Source organism: Selenihalanaerobacter shriftii (assembly GCF_900167185.1).
Lineage (GTDB): Bacteria > Bacillota > Halanaerobiia > Halobacteroidales > Acetohalobiaceae > Selenihalanaerobacter > Selenihalanaerobacter shriftii.
Genome location: NZ_FUWM01000006.1, coordinates 1 through 21,894 on the forward strand (window position 1 = coordinate 1; position 21,894 = coordinate 21,894).

22 protein-coding genes and 1 tRNA gene are annotated in these 21,894 nt (G+C 31.8%); 4 read left to right on the forward strand and 19 right to left on the reverse strand.

Translation table 11 applies throughout. The annotated features are described in order from the left end of the window. The 13 genes from B5D41_RS03415 to B5D41_RS03475 form a co-directional block, all read right to left on the reverse strand. A partial coding sequence (locus B5D41_RS03415) for an ATP-binding cassette domain-containing protein (protein ID WP_143555653.1) occupies nt 1-277 on the reverse strand: 277 nt, incomplete at its 3' end. A gap of 14 nt (nt 278-291) precedes the next feature. After that, entirely contained in the window at nt 292-1,197 is a 906-nt protein-coding gene (nikC, locus tag B5D41_RS03420) for a nickel transporter permease (RefSeq protein ID WP_200806410.1), read from the reverse strand. A 29-nt stretch (nt 1,198-1,226) separates the two neighbouring features. Continuing rightward, complete coding sequence (locus B5D41_RS03425; RefSeq protein WP_078809209.1) at nt 1,227-2,156, reverse strand: ABC transporter permease; 930 nt, start codon at nt 2,154-2,156, stop codon at nt 1,227-1,229. 309 nt (nt 2,157-2,465) lie between these two features. Continuing rightward, nucleotides 2,466-3,047, reverse strand: a complete 582-nt coding sequence (locus B5D41_RS03430) for a lytic transglycosylase domain-containing protein (protein WP_234983883.1) — start codon at nt 3,045-3,047, stop codon at nt 2,466-2,468. 3 nt (nt 3,048-3,050) lie between these two features. Beyond that, nucleotides 3,051-3,437, reverse strand: a complete 387-nt coding sequence (gene mgsA, locus B5D41_RS03435; RefSeq protein WP_078809211.1) for a methylglyoxal synthase — start codon at nt 3,435-3,437, stop codon at nt 3,051-3,053. Then, on the reverse strand, nt 3,406-4,020 hold the full coding sequence (coaE, locus tag B5D41_RS03440) for a dephospho-CoA kinase (protein ID WP_078809213.1): 615 nt from the start codon (nt 4,018-4,020) through the stop codon (nt 3,406-3,408). The genes mgsA and coaE overlap by 32 nt, the downstream gene beginning before the upstream one ends. Before the next feature lie 31 nt (nt 4,021-4,051). After that, nucleotides 4,052-4,720, reverse strand: coding sequence for a sporulation membrane protein YtaF (gene ytaF / locus B5D41_RS03445; protein WP_078809214.1), 669 nt, complete (start codon nt 4,718-4,720; stop codon nt 4,052-4,054). 90 nt (nt 4,721-4,810) lie between these two features. Next, complete coding sequence (gene mutM, locus B5D41_RS03450; RefSeq protein WP_078809215.1) at nt 4,811-5,638, reverse strand: bifunctional DNA-formamidopyrimidine glycosylase/DNA-(apurinic or apyrimidinic site) lyase; 828 nt, start codon at nt 5,636-5,638, stop codon at nt 4,811-4,813. Between the two features lie 79 nt (nt 5,639-5,717). Continuing rightward, nucleotides 5,718-6,614 carry a cation diffusion facilitator family transporter gene (locus B5D41_RS03455; RefSeq protein WP_078809216.1) on the reverse strand — a complete coding sequence of 299 codons (897 nt, stop codon included), beginning with the start codon at nt 6,612-6,614 and terminating at the stop codon, nt 5,718-5,720. Nucleotides 6,615-6,831: 217 nt separating this feature from the next. Continuing rightward, nucleotides 6,832-8,184: a TldD/PmbA family protein gene (locus B5D41_RS03460; RefSeq protein WP_078809217.1), complete on the reverse strand. Its 1,353-nt coding sequence runs from the start codon at nt 8,182-8,184 to the stop codon at nt 6,832-6,834. Between the two features lie 2 nt (nt 8,185-8,186). Further along, on the reverse strand, nt 8,187-9,584 hold the full coding sequence (locus tag B5D41_RS03465; protein ID WP_234983884.1) for a TldD/PmbA family protein: 1,398 nt from the start codon (nt 9,582-9,584) through the stop codon (nt 8,187-8,189). A gap of 25 nt (nt 9,585-9,609) precedes the next feature. Continuing rightward, entirely contained in the window at nt 9,610-12,231 is a 2,622-nt protein-coding gene (gene polA, locus B5D41_RS03470; protein WP_078809219.1) for a DNA polymerase I, read from the reverse strand. A gap of 47 nt (nt 12,232-12,278) precedes the next feature. Further along, nucleotides 12,279-12,731, reverse strand: a complete 453-nt coding sequence (locus B5D41_RS03475; protein ID WP_078809220.1) for a hypothetical protein — start codon at nt 12,729-12,731, stop codon at nt 12,279-12,281. Between the two features lie 267 nt (nt 12,732-12,998). On the opposite strand from B5D41_RS03475, the gene B5D41_RS03480 reads away from it, so the two are divergent. After that, nucleotides 12,999-14,291 carry an S-layer homology domain-containing protein gene (locus B5D41_RS03480; RefSeq protein ID WP_078809221.1) on the forward strand — a complete coding sequence of 431 codons (1,293 nt, stop codon included), beginning with the start codon at nt 12,999-13,001 and terminating at the stop codon, nt 14,289-14,291. A gap of 71 nt (nt 14,292-14,362) precedes the next feature. Here B5D41_RS03480 and B5D41_RS03485 read toward each other — a convergent pair whose 3' ends face one another. After that, on the reverse strand, nt 14,363-14,716 hold the full coding sequence (locus B5D41_RS03485; RefSeq protein ID WP_078809222.1) for a helix-turn-helix domain-containing protein: 354 nt from the start codon (nt 14,714-14,716) through the stop codon (nt 14,363-14,365). 261 nt (nt 14,717-14,977) lie between these two features. On the opposite strand from B5D41_RS03485, the gene B5D41_RS03490 reads away from it, so the two are divergent. Next, nucleotides 14,978-15,145 (forward strand): DUF362 domain-containing protein, encoded by a 168-nt coding sequence (locus tag B5D41_RS03490; RefSeq protein ID WP_078809223.1) that lies wholly within the window; start codon nt 14,978-14,980, stop codon nt 15,143-15,145. 142 nt (nt 15,146-15,287) lie between these two features. Next, nucleotides 15,288-15,375 (forward strand) — tRNA-Leu (locus B5D41_RS03495). 531 nt (nt 15,376-15,906) lie between these two features. On the opposite strand, the gene topA is transcribed toward B5D41_RS03495, so the two are convergent. From topA to B5D41_RS03510, 4 genes are all read right to left on the reverse strand, one after another. Beyond that, nucleotides 15,907-17,958: a type I DNA topoisomerase gene (gene topA / locus B5D41_RS03500; RefSeq protein WP_078809224.1), complete on the reverse strand. Its 2,052-nt coding sequence runs from the start codon at nt 17,956-17,958 to the stop codon at nt 15,907-15,909. 175 nt (nt 17,959-18,133) lie between these two features. Next, entirely contained in the window at nt 18,134-18,259 is a 126-nt protein-coding gene (locus B5D41_RS14460; RefSeq protein ID WP_268794129.1) for a hypothetical protein, read from the reverse strand. A 129-nt stretch (nt 18,260-18,388) separates the two neighbouring features. Beyond that, a complete protein-coding gene (locus tag B5D41_RS03505; protein WP_078809225.1) occupies nt 18,389-19,378 on the reverse strand; it encodes a diaminopimelate dehydrogenase in 990 nt (329 codons plus the stop codon). A 169-nt stretch (nt 19,379-19,547) separates the two neighbouring features. Continuing rightward, nucleotides 19,548-20,138: a DUF3793 family protein gene (locus tag B5D41_RS03510; protein ID WP_078809226.1), complete on the reverse strand. Its 591-nt coding sequence runs from the start codon at nt 20,136-20,138 to the stop codon at nt 19,548-19,550. A gap of 468 nt (nt 20,139-20,606) precedes the next feature. Here B5D41_RS03510 and B5D41_RS14535 point away from each other — a divergent pair, with 468 nt between their 5' ends. Further along, nucleotides 20,607-21,188 carry a class I SAM-dependent methyltransferase gene (locus B5D41_RS14535; RefSeq protein ID WP_078809227.1) on the forward strand — a complete coding sequence of 194 codons (582 nt, stop codon included), beginning with the start codon at nt 20,607-20,609 and terminating at the stop codon, nt 21,186-21,188. A 100-nt stretch (nt 21,189-21,288) separates the two neighbouring features. Here B5D41_RS14535 and B5D41_RS03520 read toward each other — a convergent pair whose 3' ends face one another. Beyond that, nucleotides 21,289-21,765 (reverse strand): hypothetical protein, encoded by a 477-nt coding sequence (locus B5D41_RS03520; protein WP_078809228.1) that lies wholly within the window; start codon nt 21,763-21,765, stop codon nt 21,289-21,291. Nucleotides 21,766-21,894 lie beyond the last annotated feature (129 nt).

The following is a 21,894-nucleotide window of genomic DNA, read 5'->3' on the forward strand; positions in this document are numbered from 1 at the left end:
TTCCTCTAATATTTCTCATTTCCGATTTGCTTTTATTTAATAGATTCTCACCTTTAAATTTGATTTCACCACCAACAATCTTTCCTGGTGGCTGAGGAATTAAGCGCATAATTGAAGTAGAAGTTACACTCTTCCCAGAACCAGACTCACCAACGATTCCTAAAGTTTCACCTTTCTCTATTTGAAAACTAACACCATCTACGGCTTTAACTACTCCTTTTTCTACAAAGAAATGAGTCTGTAAATCATTAACATCTAGAATTACATCCTTACTCATTTTTTCACCTCGCTTTAATTATCCTTCATTTTTGGATCTAAGGCATCACGTAAACCATCACCAAATAGATTCAATCCTAAAATAGTAACCATAATTGCTAAACCAGGATATACCATCATCCCAGGATTTGTTCTAATAAATGAACGTCCACTACTTAACATTAATCCCCAACTTGGTGTCGGCGGTTGAGCTCCTAATCCTAAAAAACTTAAACCTGCTTCAGCCAAAATAGAACTGGCCACTCCTAAAGTAACAGTTACAATAATCGGTGCCATACAATTAGGAATTAAATGTTTAAGGATAATTTTAAAATCATTTGCCCCTAGAGCCTTAGCAGCTTCTACATATTCTTCTGATTTAAGACTCATCACCTGTCCTCTAACAATTCGTGCTAAACCAGGCCAACTTACTATCGCCAATGCTAAGAAAACATTATTAATTCCTGGACCTAAAGTAGCCATAATTGCTATAGCAAATAATAAGAATGGAAACGCTAAGAAAACATTGATTAAATATGAAATAACTTCATCAACCCAACCACCATAATAACCGGCTAAAGCTCCTAAAGTTACTCCGATAATTAAAGCAATACTTTGAGTGATCAATCCTACTCGTAATGAAATCCTAGCTCCATGAACAATTCGACTAAATATTCCTCTTCCTAGTCTATCAGTACCTAATGGATACTCTGAACTAGGAGGTTGCAAAGACTTCATTAAGTCGACTTTCAATGGATCATGCAGTGCAATATACGGTGCAAGAATAGCAACTATCACCAATAATACAGTAATACCCAAACCTACCATTGCCATTTTATTCTTTTTTAACTTTCGCCAAGCTTCTCGCCAGGGACTATATATCTCTACTTCTTCTTTCTGTTGCATAGACTCTTTTTGTACCGATTTATTCTGTAAGGCCATATCATTACCTCCTTGTCCAATTTAATGATTTAATCATATCTAATACGTGGGTCTAAAAATCCATACCCTAAATCTACTAATAAGTTTACTACAATAAAGATAACAGCTAAGAAAAGTACAGTCCCTTGAATTAGAGGGAAATCTCTAGCTTGAACAGCATCAACAGCTAGCCTTCCAATTCCTGGCCAGGAAAACGTAGTTTCAGTTAACACAGTTCCACCTAGTAAATATCCTAACTGAGTTCCTATTACCGTAATTACTGGAACCAATGCATTTCTTAAAGCATGTTTAATTACTACTATTTTTTCACTTAACCCTTTAGCACGAGCAGTTCTAATATAATCCTTACCAATTACCTCTAACATACTGGATCTAGTCATTCTAGCAATCCGACCAGCTTGCATAGTACCTAAAGTAATTGCTGGTAAAATCAAATACTGAATTTGACCATCTCCATAACCACCAACAGGCAAGAGATTTAGTTTAATAGCAAATACTACAATTAACATTAATCCTAACCAAAAGACCGGCATAGAAACTCCTAATAAAGCGCCTCCCATAAAGAAATAATCCCAAAACGAATATGGTTTAATAGCAGAAATCACTCCGGCGGTTATTCCCATAATTATAGCTACTAACATAGCACTAAATGCTAATTTAGCTGTAGCCGGTAATCTGCTCAAAATCATCTCACTTACGAGTCGATTAGTTTTATAGGAACGACCAAAATCTCCTTTTGCTAATCTCCCTAACATTTTAAAATACTGAACATACAAAGGTTGATCTAACCCTAATTCTTTCCTAATCATTTGAATTGTCTCTTCATCTGCTGACTGTCCCATCATAATCCGAACTGGGTCACCAGGTACAAAAACAAAATTCAATAAAAAAGTAATTGTTATAATTCCTATTAAAATAGGAACAGCCATTAACAACTTTCTCATTGCATATGTGAACATAGATTACCACCTTCCTATATAATGTCCTTACATATATTCTCAATGTTTAACTATCTACTCCCTAATTTTAAATCTACTAATAAAATACTATTAAATAACTGACTGAATCTTTTAATAATTAAAACCACAGGAGTAGGCATACTGACATAAGTCATTCAATTGCCTAACAGTTATTAATCTCACCTCCTCAAGTAATCGGGAAAACTGCTAGTATTATAACAAATTATTAAATACCTATATAATTAGATTAACATATATATTATATAATTCATGTCGATAATTGTCAAATGAAAAAGATTTACCAATCACTTATTCTGATTGATAAATCTTCCTATATCGCTGATATGTTTTTGTCACTTTCTTAACATAAGCCCTTGTTTCTGGAAAAGGAATTTGATCTGAATCACGATGTCTACCGCTCCACTGTTTTAACTCTAACCAGCGGTTTACATTCCCCTGCCCTCCATTATAAGCAGCAATTACTAAAGTTAAATCATTAGAAAATATTTTTTTTAAATGGGCCAAATACCAACTACCAAGGTTAATATTTAATTTAGGACCATATAATAAATCAGGATTAAAATCTTCAATACCTAACTCCCCTGCTATCCACTCACCTGTTGAGGGCATTATTTGCATTAAACCTCTGGCTCCACGTTCCGAAATAGCATCCTCATTAAATTTACTCTCAACCTTGATTATAGCTGCTACTAAATATGGGTCTAAGTTATACTCATCAGCATATGTAAAGATAGCTTTTTTATAATGAAGCGGATAAAATATTTTAAGAATACTATTATAATTAATAATTAACATAGCAATAACAATTATACAACAGATAATCATCATTACCAACTTTAATTTCTGTAATCTGATAACCAAACTTAACACTCCTTAATCAATATCAACCTTTACATTTATACATTTTAATACCATCGTAGCCGTTGCTTGATTAGTAGCTAAAGGAACATTATGTACATCACAAACCCTAAGTAAAGCACTTACGTCAGGTTCATGTGGTTGAGCAGTTAAAGGATCTCTAAAGAAAAGAACCGCATCTAATTCATCTCTCGCTACTTCTGCTCCAATCTGTTGATCTCCACCCAATGGACCTGAAGCCATTCTCATTACTTTTAAACCAGTATCTCTATTTAATAACTTACCAGTCGTTCCAGTGGCAATTAAATCAAAATCTTTTAAAATGTCGTGATTAAGCTTAGCAAATCTAATTAAATCATCTTTTTTCTCATCATGAGCAATTAGAGCTATTTTTTTCTGCATTGATCTCCCTCCATATAGATAATATTTTATCTTTTAATTCATCTTTAGTACCTTCATTAATTATCAAGCGATCTGCATATCCCTTTTTTTTGTCTAAAGACATCTGAGATTCAATCTTAGCTATAGCTGTTTCACGGTCTATTTGATCTCTAGTCATTAATCTTTTTATTTGTGTTTCTCGTCTCACATAGACAACCCAAACTTCATCAAATATCTCCATCATATTAATCTCAATTAATAAAGGGACATCTGCTACAACAGTACCTTCCCCTGCTTCCTTCAATTTTTCTGCTCTTTTCTTTATTTCAGAAATGATCTTAGGATGAGTAATTTGATTTAATTTTTCCCTAGCCGTCTCATCATTAAATATAATCTCTCCTAATTTATCACGATTTAAATTTTGATTAGATAACAGTATATCTCTTCCAAAGTAATCAACAATCTTTTGCCATGCTGGTTTATTAGGTTTTACTATTTCTCTAGAAATCTGATCTGCATCAATAACTGGAATACCTAAATCTTTAAGCAATTTACTAACAGTACTTTTTCCACTAGCTATTCCACCAGTTAATCCAATAAACAATTTGGTATGCTCCTTTGTTAATTTAATATTCTTAGAAAAATTTAAGGACACCTAATATAATTAATAAAATCCCTGGTAAAAGAGTAGTCTTATAATTAATCTTATTTACATCAAACTTGGCCCCTATATAAAGACCTAAAGATAGACAAATAAACTTAGATATTCCTACAGAAATAGTAGTTAAAAGTGGTGCATAACCTGTCATAGCTGCGCCAAAACCAACTCCAAAAGCATCTAAGGCTAATGCAAAACCTAAAAAAACAGCTTCTACTTTACTAATTACACCTGAATAATCTAAATCTGCTTTCACTGGTTCACTTAATATTTTAATTACAATACCTAAAGATTTAATTTTAAATTTAAATAGTGGTCTATCATCATTAATTGAATTATCTTTAATAAGAACATCAGAATCTAAAGTCTGGTCAATTAAGATAGTTCTGACAGATTGATATAAAATCCAAAGACCAATTATAACTAATAATAATCCACCTAAGTTTTCTGCTAGTTTAACAGATAAAAAAGTAGATATTACCTTCCCTAAAACCATTGAAACTAAGACAGAAATAGCTGAAGTTAAACTAATAATACATAATGATAATATAGGTATCTCTATTTTCCTTAGACCGTAAGTAACTCCTACTACCATTCCATCTAAACTAATAGCTAATGCTAAAATTAAGATCGATATAAATTCCAAAGGAATTCTCCTCCCTCCATATATCAATACACTAACTAATATATGAAGGGGATAGATATACTGTGCCTGTCCGAACTTAATTGTAGTTAATTATTTATCAGGAGATTGGCATTGCGGGCAGAAATAGGAGCTCCTACCTCCTACCTTAATCCTATTCAATGGCGTATCACAAGTATAACACACTTCTCCTTCTCTGTCATACGCCTTTAAATGATTTTGGTATTCACCTGCATTACCGCTACTATCCACATAATCCCATTTAGTAGTTCCTCTATATTTAATTCCTTCTCTTAATATCTTTCTAATATTCTTATATAAATTCTTTAATTCTTTTTCAGTTAATCTGTTAGCTTTACGTTCAGGATGAACATGAGATAAATGAAGAGATTCATCTACATAAATATTACCTAAACCGGCTAAAAATTTTTGATTAAGTAATAACGGCTTAATCATACCAGTTCTATTATCAAACAATGCTTTAAATTTATCAAATGTAAAATCATCCTCTAACGGTTCTGGACCTAATTTAGTTAGACTACCAGCATCGGCTAAGTCAGAAACTAAGTACATCCTACCAAATTTACGTTTATTTATAAATCGCAATTGATGTTGATTATCAAATTGGATAATTATATATGTATATTTAGCCTCTTCAGAATTATCAGAAGAATATATCAATTGTCCAGTCATCCGTAAATGAGTTACCAAATAATGCCCATCAGCCAATTCTATAATAATGTATTTACCTCTCCGCCTTACAGTTTTAACCTGATTATTAATTAATACTTCTTTAAAACCAGATATATCTGGAAAAGCAATCATCTTTTTTTCTTTAATTTCTACATCTATTACTCTTAAATCCTTTATCTTTGGACGCAAAGAGTCTACCACTGTCTGTACTTCTGGTAATTCTGGCATATTTAGTACCTCCACTTTATTTTACAGTTATTATATCACATGTAAAATATAATTATCAAAATTTCCAATATATCCAGAATTAATATCCTAGCTCACTATGTTGGACCCCTTTAGGGTCTACATGAACTAATACTTCCTGGGCATGATTACTTTGATCTTTAATTCTTTGCTTAACTTTTACGGCTACTTCATGTCCTTCTACTACACTTAAGTGATTATCTACTACTACTCTAACATCTATACAGTAATTAGGACCATGAGGTCTAATCTTTAAGTTGCTTACCTCAAGTACTTCATCTATAGTACCTAAAATTTTTAAAACCTCATTAAACTTTTCTGGAGCAGGTGCTGCATCCATTAATTCATTTGCTGCATCCTTAAAGACTTCGATTCCCATCTTTAAAATTAATAACGCTACTATTAAGCCGGCTATAGGGTCTAAAATCGGATAACCTAATCTAGCTCCAGCAGCTCCTATTAAAGCTGCAATTGAAGAAAAGGCATCTGTCCGATGATGAATAGCATCAGCAATCAATGCTTTATTATTAACCTTCTTTCCTACTTGATATGTATATCGATACATTATTTCTTTGAATAATACCGAAACTATTGCAGCCCATAAAACAATCCTACCGGGGATTGTAATATGTTTATATAATATAGTATATATAGTCTCTTTTAGAATAATAAGACCACCTATAATTAATATAATTCCTAATACCTTAGTAGCAATAGATTCAGCTTTTCCATGACCATAAGGATGCTCCTCATCCGGGGGAGCTTTAGAAATTTTATTCCCAACCATCACGGTTATTGTAGAGACTGCATCAGAAGCTGAATGGATACCATCAGCTACTAAAGCTTGACTATGAAAGACAGTTCCGATAAATATTTTAGCTCCAGCAAAAATCACATTAGCTATTAAAGTAATAATACTTATCTTTTGACTAACTTTATATCTATATTCTGCCTCCATAACCTCCCTCCTTTCATATTAAATTTTAAAATAATATAACCTGTGGAACCAAATGGTTAATTGGTGGTCCCACAGGTTATTAAAACCCGCTGCTAAAAAGCCCAGCACCATCAACCTCCCTAGAAAATCTAAGTTCGCTGATCGCCTGACCGAATTATTTATTCACATTAGTAGTATATTAAATTTATCATAAATCGTGAAAAATAATTTCTAATAATTATGAACCACTAATGGCTAGCTTCTTTACTCTAAAGGTCGGTGTTGCATAAGCTCCAATCATTGGATTAAACTTTAAATCATCTCCAATTAAATCAATATCTTTTAAGAAATCAATTAAGTTACCAGCTATAGTAACTTCTCGAACTGGCTTTGATAATTCGCCATTTTCGATCCACCTTCCAGTAGCTCCAACAGAGAAGTCACCGGAAATAGGATTAGCACCTCCAGTTACTAATCCTGATACCTTCATTACATAAAACCCATCTTCTACTGATTCTAATACTTCATCAGCAGTCTTATCTCCTGCAACCAAATAAAAATTACTAGGAGAAACACTTGGAACCCCTTGATAGGAACCTCGACTAGCATTACCAGTCGATTCTTTTCCTGCTTTATTAGCAGTATAAGTATCATATAAAAAAGTTTGCAACTTACCATTTTTGATTATTTCAGTTTCACTACACTTTACTCCTTCAGCATCAAAAGGAGCAGTAGCTAACCCCTCAGATAGGAGACCATTATCTACAATATTCACTTCTTTAGCAGCAACTTCTTCTCCTAATCGTTGGGCAAAGACTGACCTACCTTTTTGGACTGCTTCAGCTGTCAAGGCCTGTGCTAAAACATACATAAACATAGTTCCTACTTCAGGTGGAAATACTACAGGCGCTTCTTGTGATTTAACCGGTTTTCCTCCTAGAAGATCAACTGCATTCTTAGCTGCTTCTACTCCTGTCTTTTGTGGAGTTAACTCTGATAATGAGTCACCATAGGTAATGGCCATTCCAGTTTCAGCTTCATCATTTTCCCGGGCAATAACGTATAAATAAGCATAACATTGATTCTGTCGATAACTTTCATCAAACCCTTTAGAATTAATAATTCTGATATCTACTTCACTATCTCCATAACCTACAGTATCTACAGTGTCAATCCGCTCATCATATTCTAATGCTGCAGTTTCTAAATCTAAAGACACTTGAATCTTATCTTCTATATCACTATCAGCTAATTCTGGATTATAAAGATTTAAATCTTTAATTTCATCAGTAACCTCTGGTAAAGTACGATATTCATCTGGACTAACGACTTTAGCATTAGCAATTGCTTCTTTTAGAGTCTTCTTTATTTCTTCAGATTCAAAGTTAGAAGTATAAGCAAATCCCATCTGTTGATTAATAAAAACTCTAATACCTAATCCCTTAGCGTGAGCTGATTTTAAAGATTCTACTTCTCCTTCATAGACCTTTAAATTATTCTCAGTCGATTCTTCATAAAATAATTCTATATCATCTACACCTAATTCTTGACCTTGAGAGATTATTGCTTCTAAATTAAGCTTTTCAGTCATCTCTATTCTCCCTCCATTTCTGTACCGCCTACAGTCACTTCTTCAATTAATAATGTAGGTTGCCCTACTGCTGTTGGTACACTCTGGCCTTCTTTACCACACATTCCTGGAGCTTGTTTTAAGTCATTGCCTACCATAGTGATTCGATGTAAACTATCTGGACCATTCCCTACTAAAGTAGCACCCCGGACCGGTTCTGTTATTTTACCATTTTCAATCAAATAACCTTCAGCAACTGTAAAGGTGTAATCTCCGGTTGCTGGTTCTACTTGCCCACCGCTTAAACTTTTAGCATATAATCCTTTATCTACACTCCCAATTATCTCTTCTGGCGTTGAATCACCAGGAGCAATAAAAGTATTAGTCATTCTTGGAATTGGTTGATGACGATAAGATTGACGACGACCATTTCCAGTAGATTTTCTATCAGCTTTCTTAGCTGCTTTGAAATCATACATGTAATCGGTTAACTTACCATCTTTAATTAGAACTGTCTCTTCAGCAGGATTTCCTTCATCATCTACTACAAAAGAACCCCATTCATTAGTAATTGTAGCATCATCAATAGCTGTTACTTTTTCATTTGCTACTTTTTCTCCAACTCTTCCGGCATAGACAGACGAACCTTTCTGAATAGCATCTGCTTCTAAACCATGACCACAGGCTTCATGAAAAAGAACTCCACCGAAACCATGATTAACTACTACTGGCATCCGAGCAGAAGGTGCTGGTCTAGCTTCTAGCATAGTAATTGCTTTGTTAGCTGCACTTTTCCCCATCTCTTCTGGAGGATATTCATCGAATAATTCAAAACCTGCATGCTTTCCTGGAGTTTCTCTTCCAGTCTGAATTCCTTTCCCATCGGAGGCTACAGCATTAACCATTAAACGGGTTCTAACTCTTTCATCTTCGACAAATAACCCTTGAGAGTTAGCAATTTGAACCTGTTGTGCATAATCTACATAACTGGCCATAATCTGTTGAATCCGTTCATCAACACCTCTAGCTGCTTTATCTACAGTTTCTAAAATAGCTTTCTTCTTTAATTTATCGACTTCTTCGGGTCTAATCTTAATCTGGTGTGGAGAATCATACTTATTTAATTTTAGATTATTAATAGTTACATTCTCATGATATTTACTAGCAGCGCCAGCTACTTTAGCAGTCTCTAATAAAGCATTTAATGCAACATCATCAGTATAGGCATAAGAGACTTGGTCACCATTAATAACTCGAATCCCAACTCCTAAGTCATAACCAGTCTTAACTCTCTCTAATTTACTGCTTTCCATACTAAATTGATTAATAATCTTCTTCTCAAAGAATAATTCTGCAAATTCACCGCCTTTATTTAAAGCAGCCTTTAACACTTTATTAATAGTCTCTGTATTTAACACCATCAATTTCCCCCTTCATTTATGAAGTCTACTCTACCTCTTCCATATCACGCCAATTCTTACCTACATTTAAATCTACTATCAATGGCACGTCTAATTCAATTACACTTTCCATTTTTTCTTTCATAATCTGTTGGACTTCTTCTAATTCTTCAGTTGGTACTTCAAAAACTAATTCATCATGAACCTGCAGCAGGATCTCACTTTCTAATCCTCTTTCTTTTAAAGTAGTTGAAGCAGCTAGCATAGCTAATTTCATAATATCTGCAGCACTACCTTGAATCGGAGTATTAATTGCCATTCTTTCTGCAAAACTACGACGATGATAATTACTACTATTAATTTCTGGTAAGTAACGTCGACGATTTAGAATTGTCTTAACATATCCTTGATCCTTCGCATCCTGAATCTTTTCATCCATATACTCTTTTACCTTTGGATAGCGATTAAAATACTGGTCAATATAATCTTCGGCTTCTTTATTACTTACATCAATATCTTTTGCTAATCCCCATGGACTTATACCATAAGCTATTCCAAAGTTAATAGCTTTAGCTCTTCTTCTTTGTTCATAAGTCACATTCTCAGCCTCAACACCAAAGACTTCTGCTGCTGTCTTAGTATGAATATCTTCATTATTAATATAAGCTTCGATTAAGTTCTCATCTTGAGAAATATGTGCTAAAACTCTTAATTCTACTTGAGAATAGTCAACGGCTAATAATTTTTTTCCTTCTTCAGCTACAAATACTTTTCTAATTTCTCTTCCTTCTTCAGTTCTAATTGGTATATTCTGTAGATTAGGTTCAGTACTACTTAATCTACCGGTGGCAGTTACCATTTGATTAAAGGAAGTATGTATCCTATCGGTTTGATGATTAATTAAGTCCGCTAATGGGTCAACATATGTTGACTTTAACTTTTGGTACTGTCTATATTCTAATACTAAAGGAATAATTTCATGTTTACCTTCTAATTCTTCTAAAACAGAAGCACTAGTAGAATAACCTGTCTTAGTACGCTTAATAACTGGTAAACCTAGCTTTTCAAAAAGAATTTCTCCTAGCTGCTTTGGAGAATTCAGATTAAATTCTTCTCCGGATAATTCATAGACTTTAGTACAAATAGAATCTAATTTCTCTTGTAGTTTACTAGATAATCGTTCTAATTCATCTTCATCAACTGCAATTCCATTTAATTCTAATTCAACTAAAACTGGGATTAATGGCAACTCTACATCAACAAAAAGTTCTAGTAAACCTTTATCTTTTAAATCTTTGATTAATTTCTCTTTTAATTTAAATAGACTTCTTACTAATTGTGTTTCTTGCTCAACTTCATCATCAACCTCTGATAATTCCACTTTTAAATACTCTGTTAATAAATCTTCTAAATCTTGCTTTTTATTTGACGGACGCAAGAGATATCCTGCTAATAGAGGATCAAAATCTAATCCTTCTACTTCTACTCCTAGCTCTTTAAGATAAAGTAAATTCTGTTTACTATCTAAACTTAACTTCTTAACCTCTTCATCTTCAAAGTAATCTTTTAATGCTTTAACTACTTCTTTAGCCTCTAATTCTTTCATATCTATGTAATATGCTTCTTGATCATTATAGACTATAGTTAATCCATTTGCTTTTTGCTGATATAACTTAGTTTCTGCAAAATTAAACTTAAAACCAATCTGCTTTTCTTCTTTTAAGTTATTAATTAACTTATCTAATTGGGAATAATCAGTAATTAGTTCAAAATCCTCACTAAAAGAAAGAGTATCATAACCACCAAATTCCTTTAAAAGAGTATTAAATTCTAATTTACTAAAAACTTCAACCAATTTATCTTGATCTGGTTCAACTAAAGTAAATTCTTCTAAATCATAATCTATAGGAACATCTAATTTAATAGTAGCTAACTTCTTACTCATTCTAGCTCTATCACCTTGTTCTCTTAATCTTTCCTTCCTCTTCTTTCCAGAAACTTGGTCAATATTATCTAATACTTCTTCTAAACTATCGAATTGATGCAACAACTTAGTAGATGTCTTCTCACCAATTCCGTCAACTCCTGGAATATTATCTGATTTATCGCCCATTAAACCTTTCATATCTATTAATTTCTTTGGTTCTAACTCATAATCTTCCCTTACTTTATCTAAATCATATTTTACAATATTAGTGATACCACGTTTAGTATACATAATCTCTATATCCTCAGTTACTAACTGTAATGCATCTCTATCTCCAGTAGTAATGGTGACTTGATATCCTTCCTGGGCACCAGCTTGGGCTAAAGTCCCAATAATATCATCTCCTTCATAACCCTCTAATTGTAAAACTGGAATCTTAAAAGCAGTTAATACTTCTTTGATCAAATCAAATTGAGGGCTTAATTCATCTGGAGTCTTTTTTCGTTGGGCTTTGTATTCTTCATATTCCTTATGTCGAAAAGTAGGAGCTGCTAAATCAAATGCAACTGCTAAAGCATCTGGATCTTCTTCTTCTATCAATCTTAATAACATCTTAGTGAATCCAAAGACTGCATTAGTATATTCACCTTCTGATGTCTGTAAAGTTTTAGGCAATGCATAAAATGCCCTATGTAATAAACTATTTCCATCTAATAAAAATAAACGATCATTCTTTTCCATAATTATCCTCCTTATGTATTACCTCTTATTTATCATCTGTTCTTTTGTTATCTATTATATACTGTTATTGCTCTAGCTTTACCTTTGGTATTAACAATAATACCGACTATATCACCAATTTTTAGACTTCGAAAAGTAACCTCTTCCTCTTTAATTTTAAAGATAGCATTAGGTGCAATCTTGATCGGATTTTCAATTTGTGAATGATTATCATCCATATGTAATCTAAGCTTTACTGCCCTAGGGGTGCTATAAATCTTTTTTATCTCTCCTTCTAGATGAGTTTCCCCTACATCTGATCGTGCCATATTTTCATCGAATGCTTCTATACCTACCATTCTCTTAACCTTTAATATTAACTGGTTAATATCAGACTTAATAGCTACTTGATTTAAACCATTATTTTCACTTACTAACTCTAAATTTGGCAACAACCCAAAAAATTTAACTGTGAACAATAATAAACCTATTAAAAGAATAATACCTATTAACTTTTTCATAATTTAATCACCTACCACTTAATTTATTAAACTCTTATTTATATTTCATTAAAAGATACTAAATACCTGTTAAATTCTAAGATTTAAGCCAGCTGATCAATCATTTTTTCTTATTTTAATATTTAATAATGATAAGTATTCATTACTTAATCGAAACATAATTTATATTTTTTGACATCTTACACATAAATTACATCTGTCATAATCTAGATATTTTTTATATATTATGGTACCATTGAGTTAGAATAATGAAAGGAGCAATTTTAGATGCAGAAAAAGATTATTAGTACAATATTAGTTATGATACTTATTACAGTATTAAGTCTACCAGTATTAGCCGCTGGTCAAGTAAATGATATTAAAGGACATTGGGCTGAAACAGAGATTAATGAATTATTATCAAAGAATATCTTATCTACCTATAATAATGGGAATTTCAAACCAAATCAACCAATCACTAGAGCAGAATTTGCTTCTGGATTGGCTAGAGCTTTAAATCTACCACCAATAGGTGTAACTACTCTTACAGATATTCAATCTCATAAGTCTAAAGGCTATATTGCGGCTTTAGTTCGAGATGAGATTATTACTGGATATCCTGATAATACTTTCAAACCAGAAAAGGAGATTACTAGAGCTGAATTAGTAACTATGTTGATGAGAGCTTTAGAATTAAATAAGATGGAGACTGAAATTAAACTAAATAAAAGTTATTATCCAGATATGACAGTAAAACATTGGGCTAACAATGCCGTTAATCTGTCGTCTTATTTAGATATAATTTCTGGTTATCCAGATGGAACATTTAAACCAAATGACTTTGTGACTCGAGCAGAAACTGCTAAAATGTTAGATAGTTTCCTTAACTTAAAAGTAATTAAAGGGCGATTAGTAGAAAAGTATCCTTTATCTAAGAAGATTCAAGTAACAAAGCTTGATGATTCAAAGGTTACCCTTAGCTTAGCTAATCAACCATTAATGGGTAGAAATAAACGTTTAATTAATTTAGAAGGCTTAAGAAGACATGATAATCTACATGTAATTGTAAACAAAGCTAACGAAATTAAGTATTTAAAAGCCTATGGTATAGTTACTGAAGACGACTTAGCTCTAGAAGTGAGTGAAATGACTAATGGTACCTTTGACCCTAATGAGATTAAAAAATTATCCAAAGGTGACACAAAAGTTATTGAGTCTAAAATCCAGACTGAAGTAAGTGATATGACTCAAGGTGTTTTAAGTCCTAGTGAAGTACAAGCTGTAGCTGAAGGAGATTTAGATACTGTTAAACCTAAAGTTCGTCAGGGAATTAAAAATGAATTAGTAAAACAAGGTATAACACCTATCGAAGCACAAGGTCTTTTAGATACAGATTGGAATTTACTACAGACTGCTGGAAAATTAAGATTAACTGAAGCTGTTTCTATGGAAACAGGATTACCAGTAAATATGACTAGAGCACTCTTTGACCAGAATTGGACAGAAGTTAAGAAATTAGCAGAGTTAGAATTAATGCAGAGAATGGCAGCTGAAATTATGAATAGTGAATTAACGTCTTAAATATATAAAAACCCTGTTGAAAATTTTCTCAACAGGGTTTTTTACTACATAATTATTAAATTTAATATAAACTATAAGGCCTGAAATCCTAAATCAGCTACTTCTTGACAATCTGATGAGCAGAAAGGGTGAGATTCTTTATTAATTATGCCTAGTTCCCCACAATTACCACATTCATCTAAGGTCCAGTCTATAGCAACCTCTTGTGGTTGGTGTTGCTTAAATTCTTTCTCCTTTTCTTGATCAGCCATTAATCCAGTTATAAACTCTTTTAAATCCTCGACTTCTATTCTCCACTCTTCACCTGTTTTAATTCCAGGCAATTCTCCTGCATATAAATAACCTTCAATAACCTCTGACTTAACAACTAATAATTCTGCTACCTTTTCAACTGTTAAGTAATCTAAGCCTACTCCATAGCTCATTTTGCCACCTCCTATTTCTTCTCTACTTCTATCTACTCTTAGGAGCAAGTAACTTTACACTAATTAATATTAGTATATCTATTATATTATATGATAATAGATTGTATATATTGTACCATTCACTTGATTTTATGTCAAATATTTTACATTTAAATCCAGTAAATGACTGACTCACATAATTGACTTATTTAGAGTAAAATGTTATTATAATTAAGTAAATTACTATAAACTAATTAATGTAGAAAGGAGATGAGACATATAATGGCTTATACTATTACTGATGAATGTATATCTTGTGGGGTATGTGAAGATGAATGTCCAGTTGAAGCAATTAGCGAAGGTGATGATAAGTTCGATATTGACGCTGATGAATGTATTGACTGTGGGGTTTGTGCTGACGCTTGTCCTGTAGAAGCAATCGAAGAATAATCAACAATCACCCCGGTTAAAAGTATTAGCCGGGGTTTCTTTAGATTCCAGATATTTATATATTTTTTCACTTGCAAAATTATAATTAGTATGTTATTATATTAGTTGTCGATAGGAAATTAAATATTTGATAAAAACATGTGCCGAAGTGGCGGAATTGGCAGACGCGTTGGATTCAAAATCCAATGGGCCTTGTGCTCGTGTGGGTTCGAGTCCCACCTTCGGCACCATTTTTATATTTAGTGTACATAGTAAACCCTGTAACCCTCTGATATCATTGGGATTACAGGATTTTTATATTTGTATTAACTTTTATCAGCCTGTTTTAGAGTTTTGAGCACTTGGTGCCAAGTTGAACTTTTAAAGTAAATTTCAAGATAATTAAATTTTATTCTTATACTATAAACCATATCCCAGTTACATTATATTTGAAAGTCTTATTAGGGTTGATTTTTGCCTTGTTTTTGGCTGAAATCAACCCTAATATCCTAGTATTATAATACTTAAACTCAATTAAATTATAGTAGAAAAAATATATGACGTAAAGATTGACGACATTCTGGTTACATGATGTAGTCATTTTTATTGCATTGAAAACAACTAAATAAATATCTAATTTAATAACCCCCCCAATAATTATCTTGACTTAGCATTTGACAAATAGAGAAATAAACATTAATCCCGCTATGTTTAAAATTTGCATTAAAATAACCGACAAGAAAACTGCAAAAACACTACGAGTATAAAATGTCATATATTAATCAACTCGCATTATAGCTTTTAGTATTTTTGCAATCTGGGTAGCCTGTACAGCCTAAAAACTTGCCGTTCTTACCATTAATCAATCTAAACGGCTTACCGCACTTTGAGCAAACACCATATTTTTTCTTTAATTTTTCTTCCTTAGATGCAAAGAATTCTTCTAGCTTATCCTTTAGCTTAATTTTATCCTTTTCTAAATAATCTTTAGGTATTTTTATTTCATCTGGAATATTAACTGTGGTTTTACAATCGGGATAATTAGAACATCCCAAATAAAAGCCGTACTTGCCTTTTTTCAAATTCATTACCTCATTACACTTCTTACAACTCTTATCAGTTTTAACTCCTACGTATTTCTTTCTGTTTTTGCTATATGTAGATCCTGCCTTCTTATTTAATGCTCCTATCTTAGGTTTTAAATCACTATAATATTCACTTAAATAATCTTTCCAATGAATCTTTCCTTCTTGAATCTGATCTAAAGCTTTTTCCATCCTAGCCGTAAACTTAACATCCATTAAATTAGAGAAATGTTCTTCTAAAAATACAACAACCTTTTTACCCAATTTAGTTGTATAGAACTTTTTATTCTTTACCTTAATGTATTTCTTGCTTTTTAATTTACTGATTATTGCAGCATATGTAGATGGTCGTCCAATTCCTTTCTTCTCTAATTTATCTACCAATGATGATTCTTTAAACCTTTTAGGTGGTTTAGTCTTCTTCTTTTTGATTTTTAATTTATTTAGCTCTAAGGTACTGCCTTTTTTAATATTTGGAAGAGACTTAAACATTTTTTTCTTGCGTCTTACCTTTTCTAAGCTCTTTTCAAACCCGTCAAAAGTCTGCTTATTAATTAATCCTTTAAAAATATATCTATCATGTTCAAGCAATAATCTCAACTGTTCATATCTCATGGGAGCAAATTGAGAGCTAAGAAAGGTATTCCAAATTAATTTATATAGCTTATATTGCTTTGAATTAAGATTGCTTTTAATCTTGTTAGGAACTAAAAGAACATTAGTCGGTCGAATAGCTTCGTGAGCGTCCTGAGCGCCTGCCTTTCTAGTTTGATAGTCACCTACATATTCTGGTCCATACTCCTCTTTGATATATTCTTGGGCCATCTCTTTAGCTTCTGGGGCTACCCTTGTAGAGTCAGTTCTCATGTATGTTATCAGCCCTTGTTGTTCTCCATCTACCTTTATTCCTTCATACAGTCTTTGAGCTATTTTCATTGTCTTTGATGAATTAAATCCTAACTTTTTAGCAGCCAACTTTTGCATTGTACTAGTCTTTAAGGGAGGGTATGGATTCTTTTTCTTTTTACTTACTTTAGATTTAACTACTTTAAAATCTTGGCCTGCCTTACAAATATTTTTAATTCTCTTTAACTCTTTTTTATCAGTAACTTTTTTAACCTTCTTGCCATTAATTTTATTCAACTTTAACTTTAGATTGCTTTCAAAGAGTGCAGCTACACTCCAATAATCAACCGGTACAAATTTTTCTATTTTATCATCTAGATCTTTAACTAATTTTAAAGCAACAGATTGAACTCTCCCAGCCGAAGTCCCTTTAGCAACTAAATTCTGCATAGGTGGAGAAATCTTATAACCTATGATCCTATCTAATAAACGTCTGGCTTGCTGAGCATTAACTTTATCCATATCCATTTCACCTGGATTCTTTAAGGCTTTTCTTACAGCTGATTTAGTAATTGCATTAAAAGTTATCCTTTTAACCTTATCATTGCTAACTTTTAAGCTATTTTTAACATGCCAGCCAATAGCTTCACCTTCCCGGTCCGGGTCAGAAGCTATAAAGATAAAATCTGATTTTTTAGCTAGCTTACTTAAACTCTTTAATACCTTCCCTTTACCTCGAATAGTCACATACTTTGGTATAAAACCTTTCTTTATATCAATACCCAAATCACTTTTAGGTAAGTCTTTAACATGACCTTTGGAAGCTTTAATTACATAATCATTACCTAACATATTTCCAATTGTTTCCGCTTTATGCGGAGATTCAACAACTATTAAGTTCATCTTCTATTCCTCCTTGATTCTTAAAATTATATTATTTACTTATTATTAATTAACTGCCAACTCCATTTCTACCTCTACATTCTTTTCAATAATAAAATTATTCTCTTTAGAATCTAAATAAAGTGCTGTTTGATCTCCTTTGATACAGTTTCCGTTTTCCTCCTGGATATGAACATCACTTTCTAATTCTAAAGTCTATTTTTTTATCTTTATATTTAGCTTTCTTAGCTTTAATCTCTTTTTGATCATAATCTATTACTACTCCTTGATCAGTCTGAAAATATTTTTCATCTCCATACATCTCTAAATATTTAGTAGATTAACCCCTGACCATTCAATGTTGATAATCCAACTTACAACTACTATCAACATAAACTACAGAGCATACAAAAAAAGGCCAACTCTTTTTAGAGTTGGCCTTTTATCTACTTTATAGTAATTCTTTTCTTAATTCAGCTGAAGATTTATGAGTTAAATAAGATAACGGCACATCAAATACTGTCTTAGCTCCAGTTTGGCCTTCTTGATTTAATTGATGAATTGCTCGAGCATAAGCTACTAAGACACTGGCTGTAAATTCAGGATTGCTATCTAGATTTAAAGAAAATTCAATAATTTGATTACTATCTTTATTTTCTCCTGTTTGACCACTTCTCATTACAAATCCACCATGAGGCATAGCGGAATGTTCAGTATCTAACTCTTCTTGGGTTACAAAGTTAACTGTCGTTTCATAATCAGCAAAGTAACTAGGCATTGTCTTAATTTCTTCTTTAATCTGTTCTTTATCTGCTCCCTCTTCAGCAACTACATAACATTCTCTAGTATGCTTTTTCTTTGTTGCTAATTCAGGATTTTCTCCTTGCCTAACTCTTTCAATTGCATCTTCTTTAGGTACAGTATATTGTACTGCATCCTTCACACCATCTATTCGTCTTATTGCATCAGAATGTCCTTGGCTAACTCCATGACCCCAGAAAGTATAAGCGTTTCCTTCTGGTAGAACAGCTTCAGCTAGCATTCGATTCATAGAAAATAGACCTGGATCCCACCCAATACTAATTGCACTAGTATTTCCATTTTCTTCAGCAACTTCATTCATTTCACTATAATACTCTGGAATCTCATCATGATTATCATAGCTATCTACAGTATTAAACATTGCTGCAAACTTTGGTCCCTGTACAGGGAGATCAGTAGCCGAACCACCACATAATAACATAACATCTATCTTATCAATATAATCCTCAGTATCATCTACATTTACAACTTCAACACCTTCTTCGTTAACATTTACAGTATCCACAGGTCGTCTAGTAAAGACACCTACTAATTCAATATCAGGATTCTGTTTAACTGCGGCTTGTACTCCCTTACCTAAATTACCATAACCAACAATTCCTACTTTAGTTTTTTTCATAATATGTATTTCAAGCCCCTTCCCTAGAGAATGATAATCTCTCTAATATTTTTACAATTTAGTAATCTTTATATAAAGATTACTATTGTTAATAATAATATATTAGTCTAATTTTGTCAAAGGGTAAATTTATTCTAATATTTGGAGCTGAAAATGTTTCAAATTTAAGCTATATCACTTTATAAAATTGATCAATGTTTTTAACCTGCTCCAACTTTCTATTAAATTGCCTTCGAGCCAAATTGAATTTCTTCTTTTGTAATAAAGAGCTATTTTTTTCACCATATACCTTCCATTCCTGTCTATAAGTACATTCTAAATCACTATACCCCATAAAACCCAATACATCTTTAAGTGGATAACCGAAAAAAATACCAATTTCATGAGGGAAATCTCTTTTTCCTAAATCATGCTTTCTTAATCTGGTAACTAAAAAATCAAGATACGATTTTAAGTCATATTCTTTAGGATAACCTAACTTCATTAAAAAATTACGTATTTTTGAATTACTTAATTGTCTATCTAAAGCAGATTTATGATAGAAGAAAACTTTTTTACGATTAGCTCTTTTATTTAATTCTATAACCTCTACCTCTTCATTAAGTAAAATTACATTTTTACATCTATTCCAGACATTATAACTACCATCATATACTTTTATAGTTCTTAATTCAGCAGGCTTGACTCCAATTAATGTCGCTCCAATATTTTTTAAAACACAGATAATGCATTCTTCTAGATTCTTACTTAAATTATCCATACTCTTCTCCTCCAATTATAGAAAATTAACCTGATAGATTGTTGACCCAAGTTTCAATTTCATCTTCAGCTTCAATGGTTTCCTTAATCATATATAATGATAATGATTTTCATTATCTATAAATAGTATAACATCTTTCATCTACTACTGTCAATAATTTCTGCTAATTTACTAAAATAAAATGGACTAATACTGCCTACAGTAAAGATTCCTCCGATAACTGGTCCATTTAATTGGCCATCAATTAAATTAAAATGATATATAATATTATAAAGCCATCTAATAACCTACCTGAGTGTTTTAATAGATTAGCATAACCATTAAAATTTTGGTTATTATAAAGATAACCTATTATAAGCATAGAAATAAAGATAAGTGATAAGTAAAATAAATCCTGCTACTACTCTTAGGATATTACCTAAAACAATTGCAATTATAGTTAAGAAAGGATGGTGAAATAATAGATTCATGAAATTATCTCCTAAATTATATCACTGGTTTGTTCGACCAACTTGGTTATCCAATTTATACATTAATAATGTTATTAAACGTAATTTTAATATTCAAAATAAATCAGTATTAGACTTTGGCTGCGGAATTGGCTCTAGTTGTTCAATGTTCTCACCTAATAATTACCTAGGAGTAGACCTCGATCAAAATAGAATAAAGTATGCTAGGCATTTATACCCTCAATATAATTTTCATGTTTTAAAGGAAAAAGATTTAAATATTCTAAGTGATGTATTTGACTATATTCTCATAGTAGCAGTCCTACATCATATCCCATCAAAAAAGTTATCAGATGTTTTACAAGAATTCAGTCGAATATTGAAATCAAACGGAAGTATTATTGTGATTGAACCATGTTTCTTTATAAACTCGCATTTTAACAACTACTTCATGAATTTTTTTGATAATGGTAAGCATATTAAAACTATGGAAGGATACTTTGAAATATTCAGGCATCATAATTACCAAATCAATAAAATAAAAAAATATAAAAAATTATTATTTTATAATGAGATCTTATTTTCAGCAACTCTACATTAAGAACTATTTTTTAAATTTATGATATTTATAAAATAAATAATATAATTATATAATAAATTGCTAATGTATTAGTTAAAAATAAATTATCCCCGTAATAAATTTAAAATCTATCAATTACCTTATTAAAATTATCACTACAACATTCTCCTGTAGGATTTAATTTACTACATTTGCAGATTATCTTCTCATTATAATGCAAAACAATTTCTTTCCAGCTTCTCAAATCATACTGATTAACTGCCTTCTTGACTTGTTCATAAGTAATATCATTACAATAGCATGCAATCTTAGGTTTTGAACCTTCTTTAAACCATATAGGCTTTTGAATACCATTTATTGAAAACAGATAATCTCCATTTTTATTATAATAAGCTGTCTTACATTTAGAATTTAAACAAATATAAAATTCTCCATTTGTTATATCTCTCCGCAAATCTTTGTTGATGAAGGTTTTAATTACATCAAAAGGAACCCCTTTGCCTTCTTCTCCACACGTAGGACATTCTAACAAGTTAGACTCTTGCTCTTTACTTTGGACATCATTACAACCACAGTCACATCCACAATCACTCATCATATTATTACCTCCCTGTAAATAATACATAATAAGTTTTATTTGTCTTAAAATCACCATTCACTTAATACTATTACTATATAAAGTTAATAGAATCCTATGTAAAGTATAAAACAAATATGAATTTTCTTC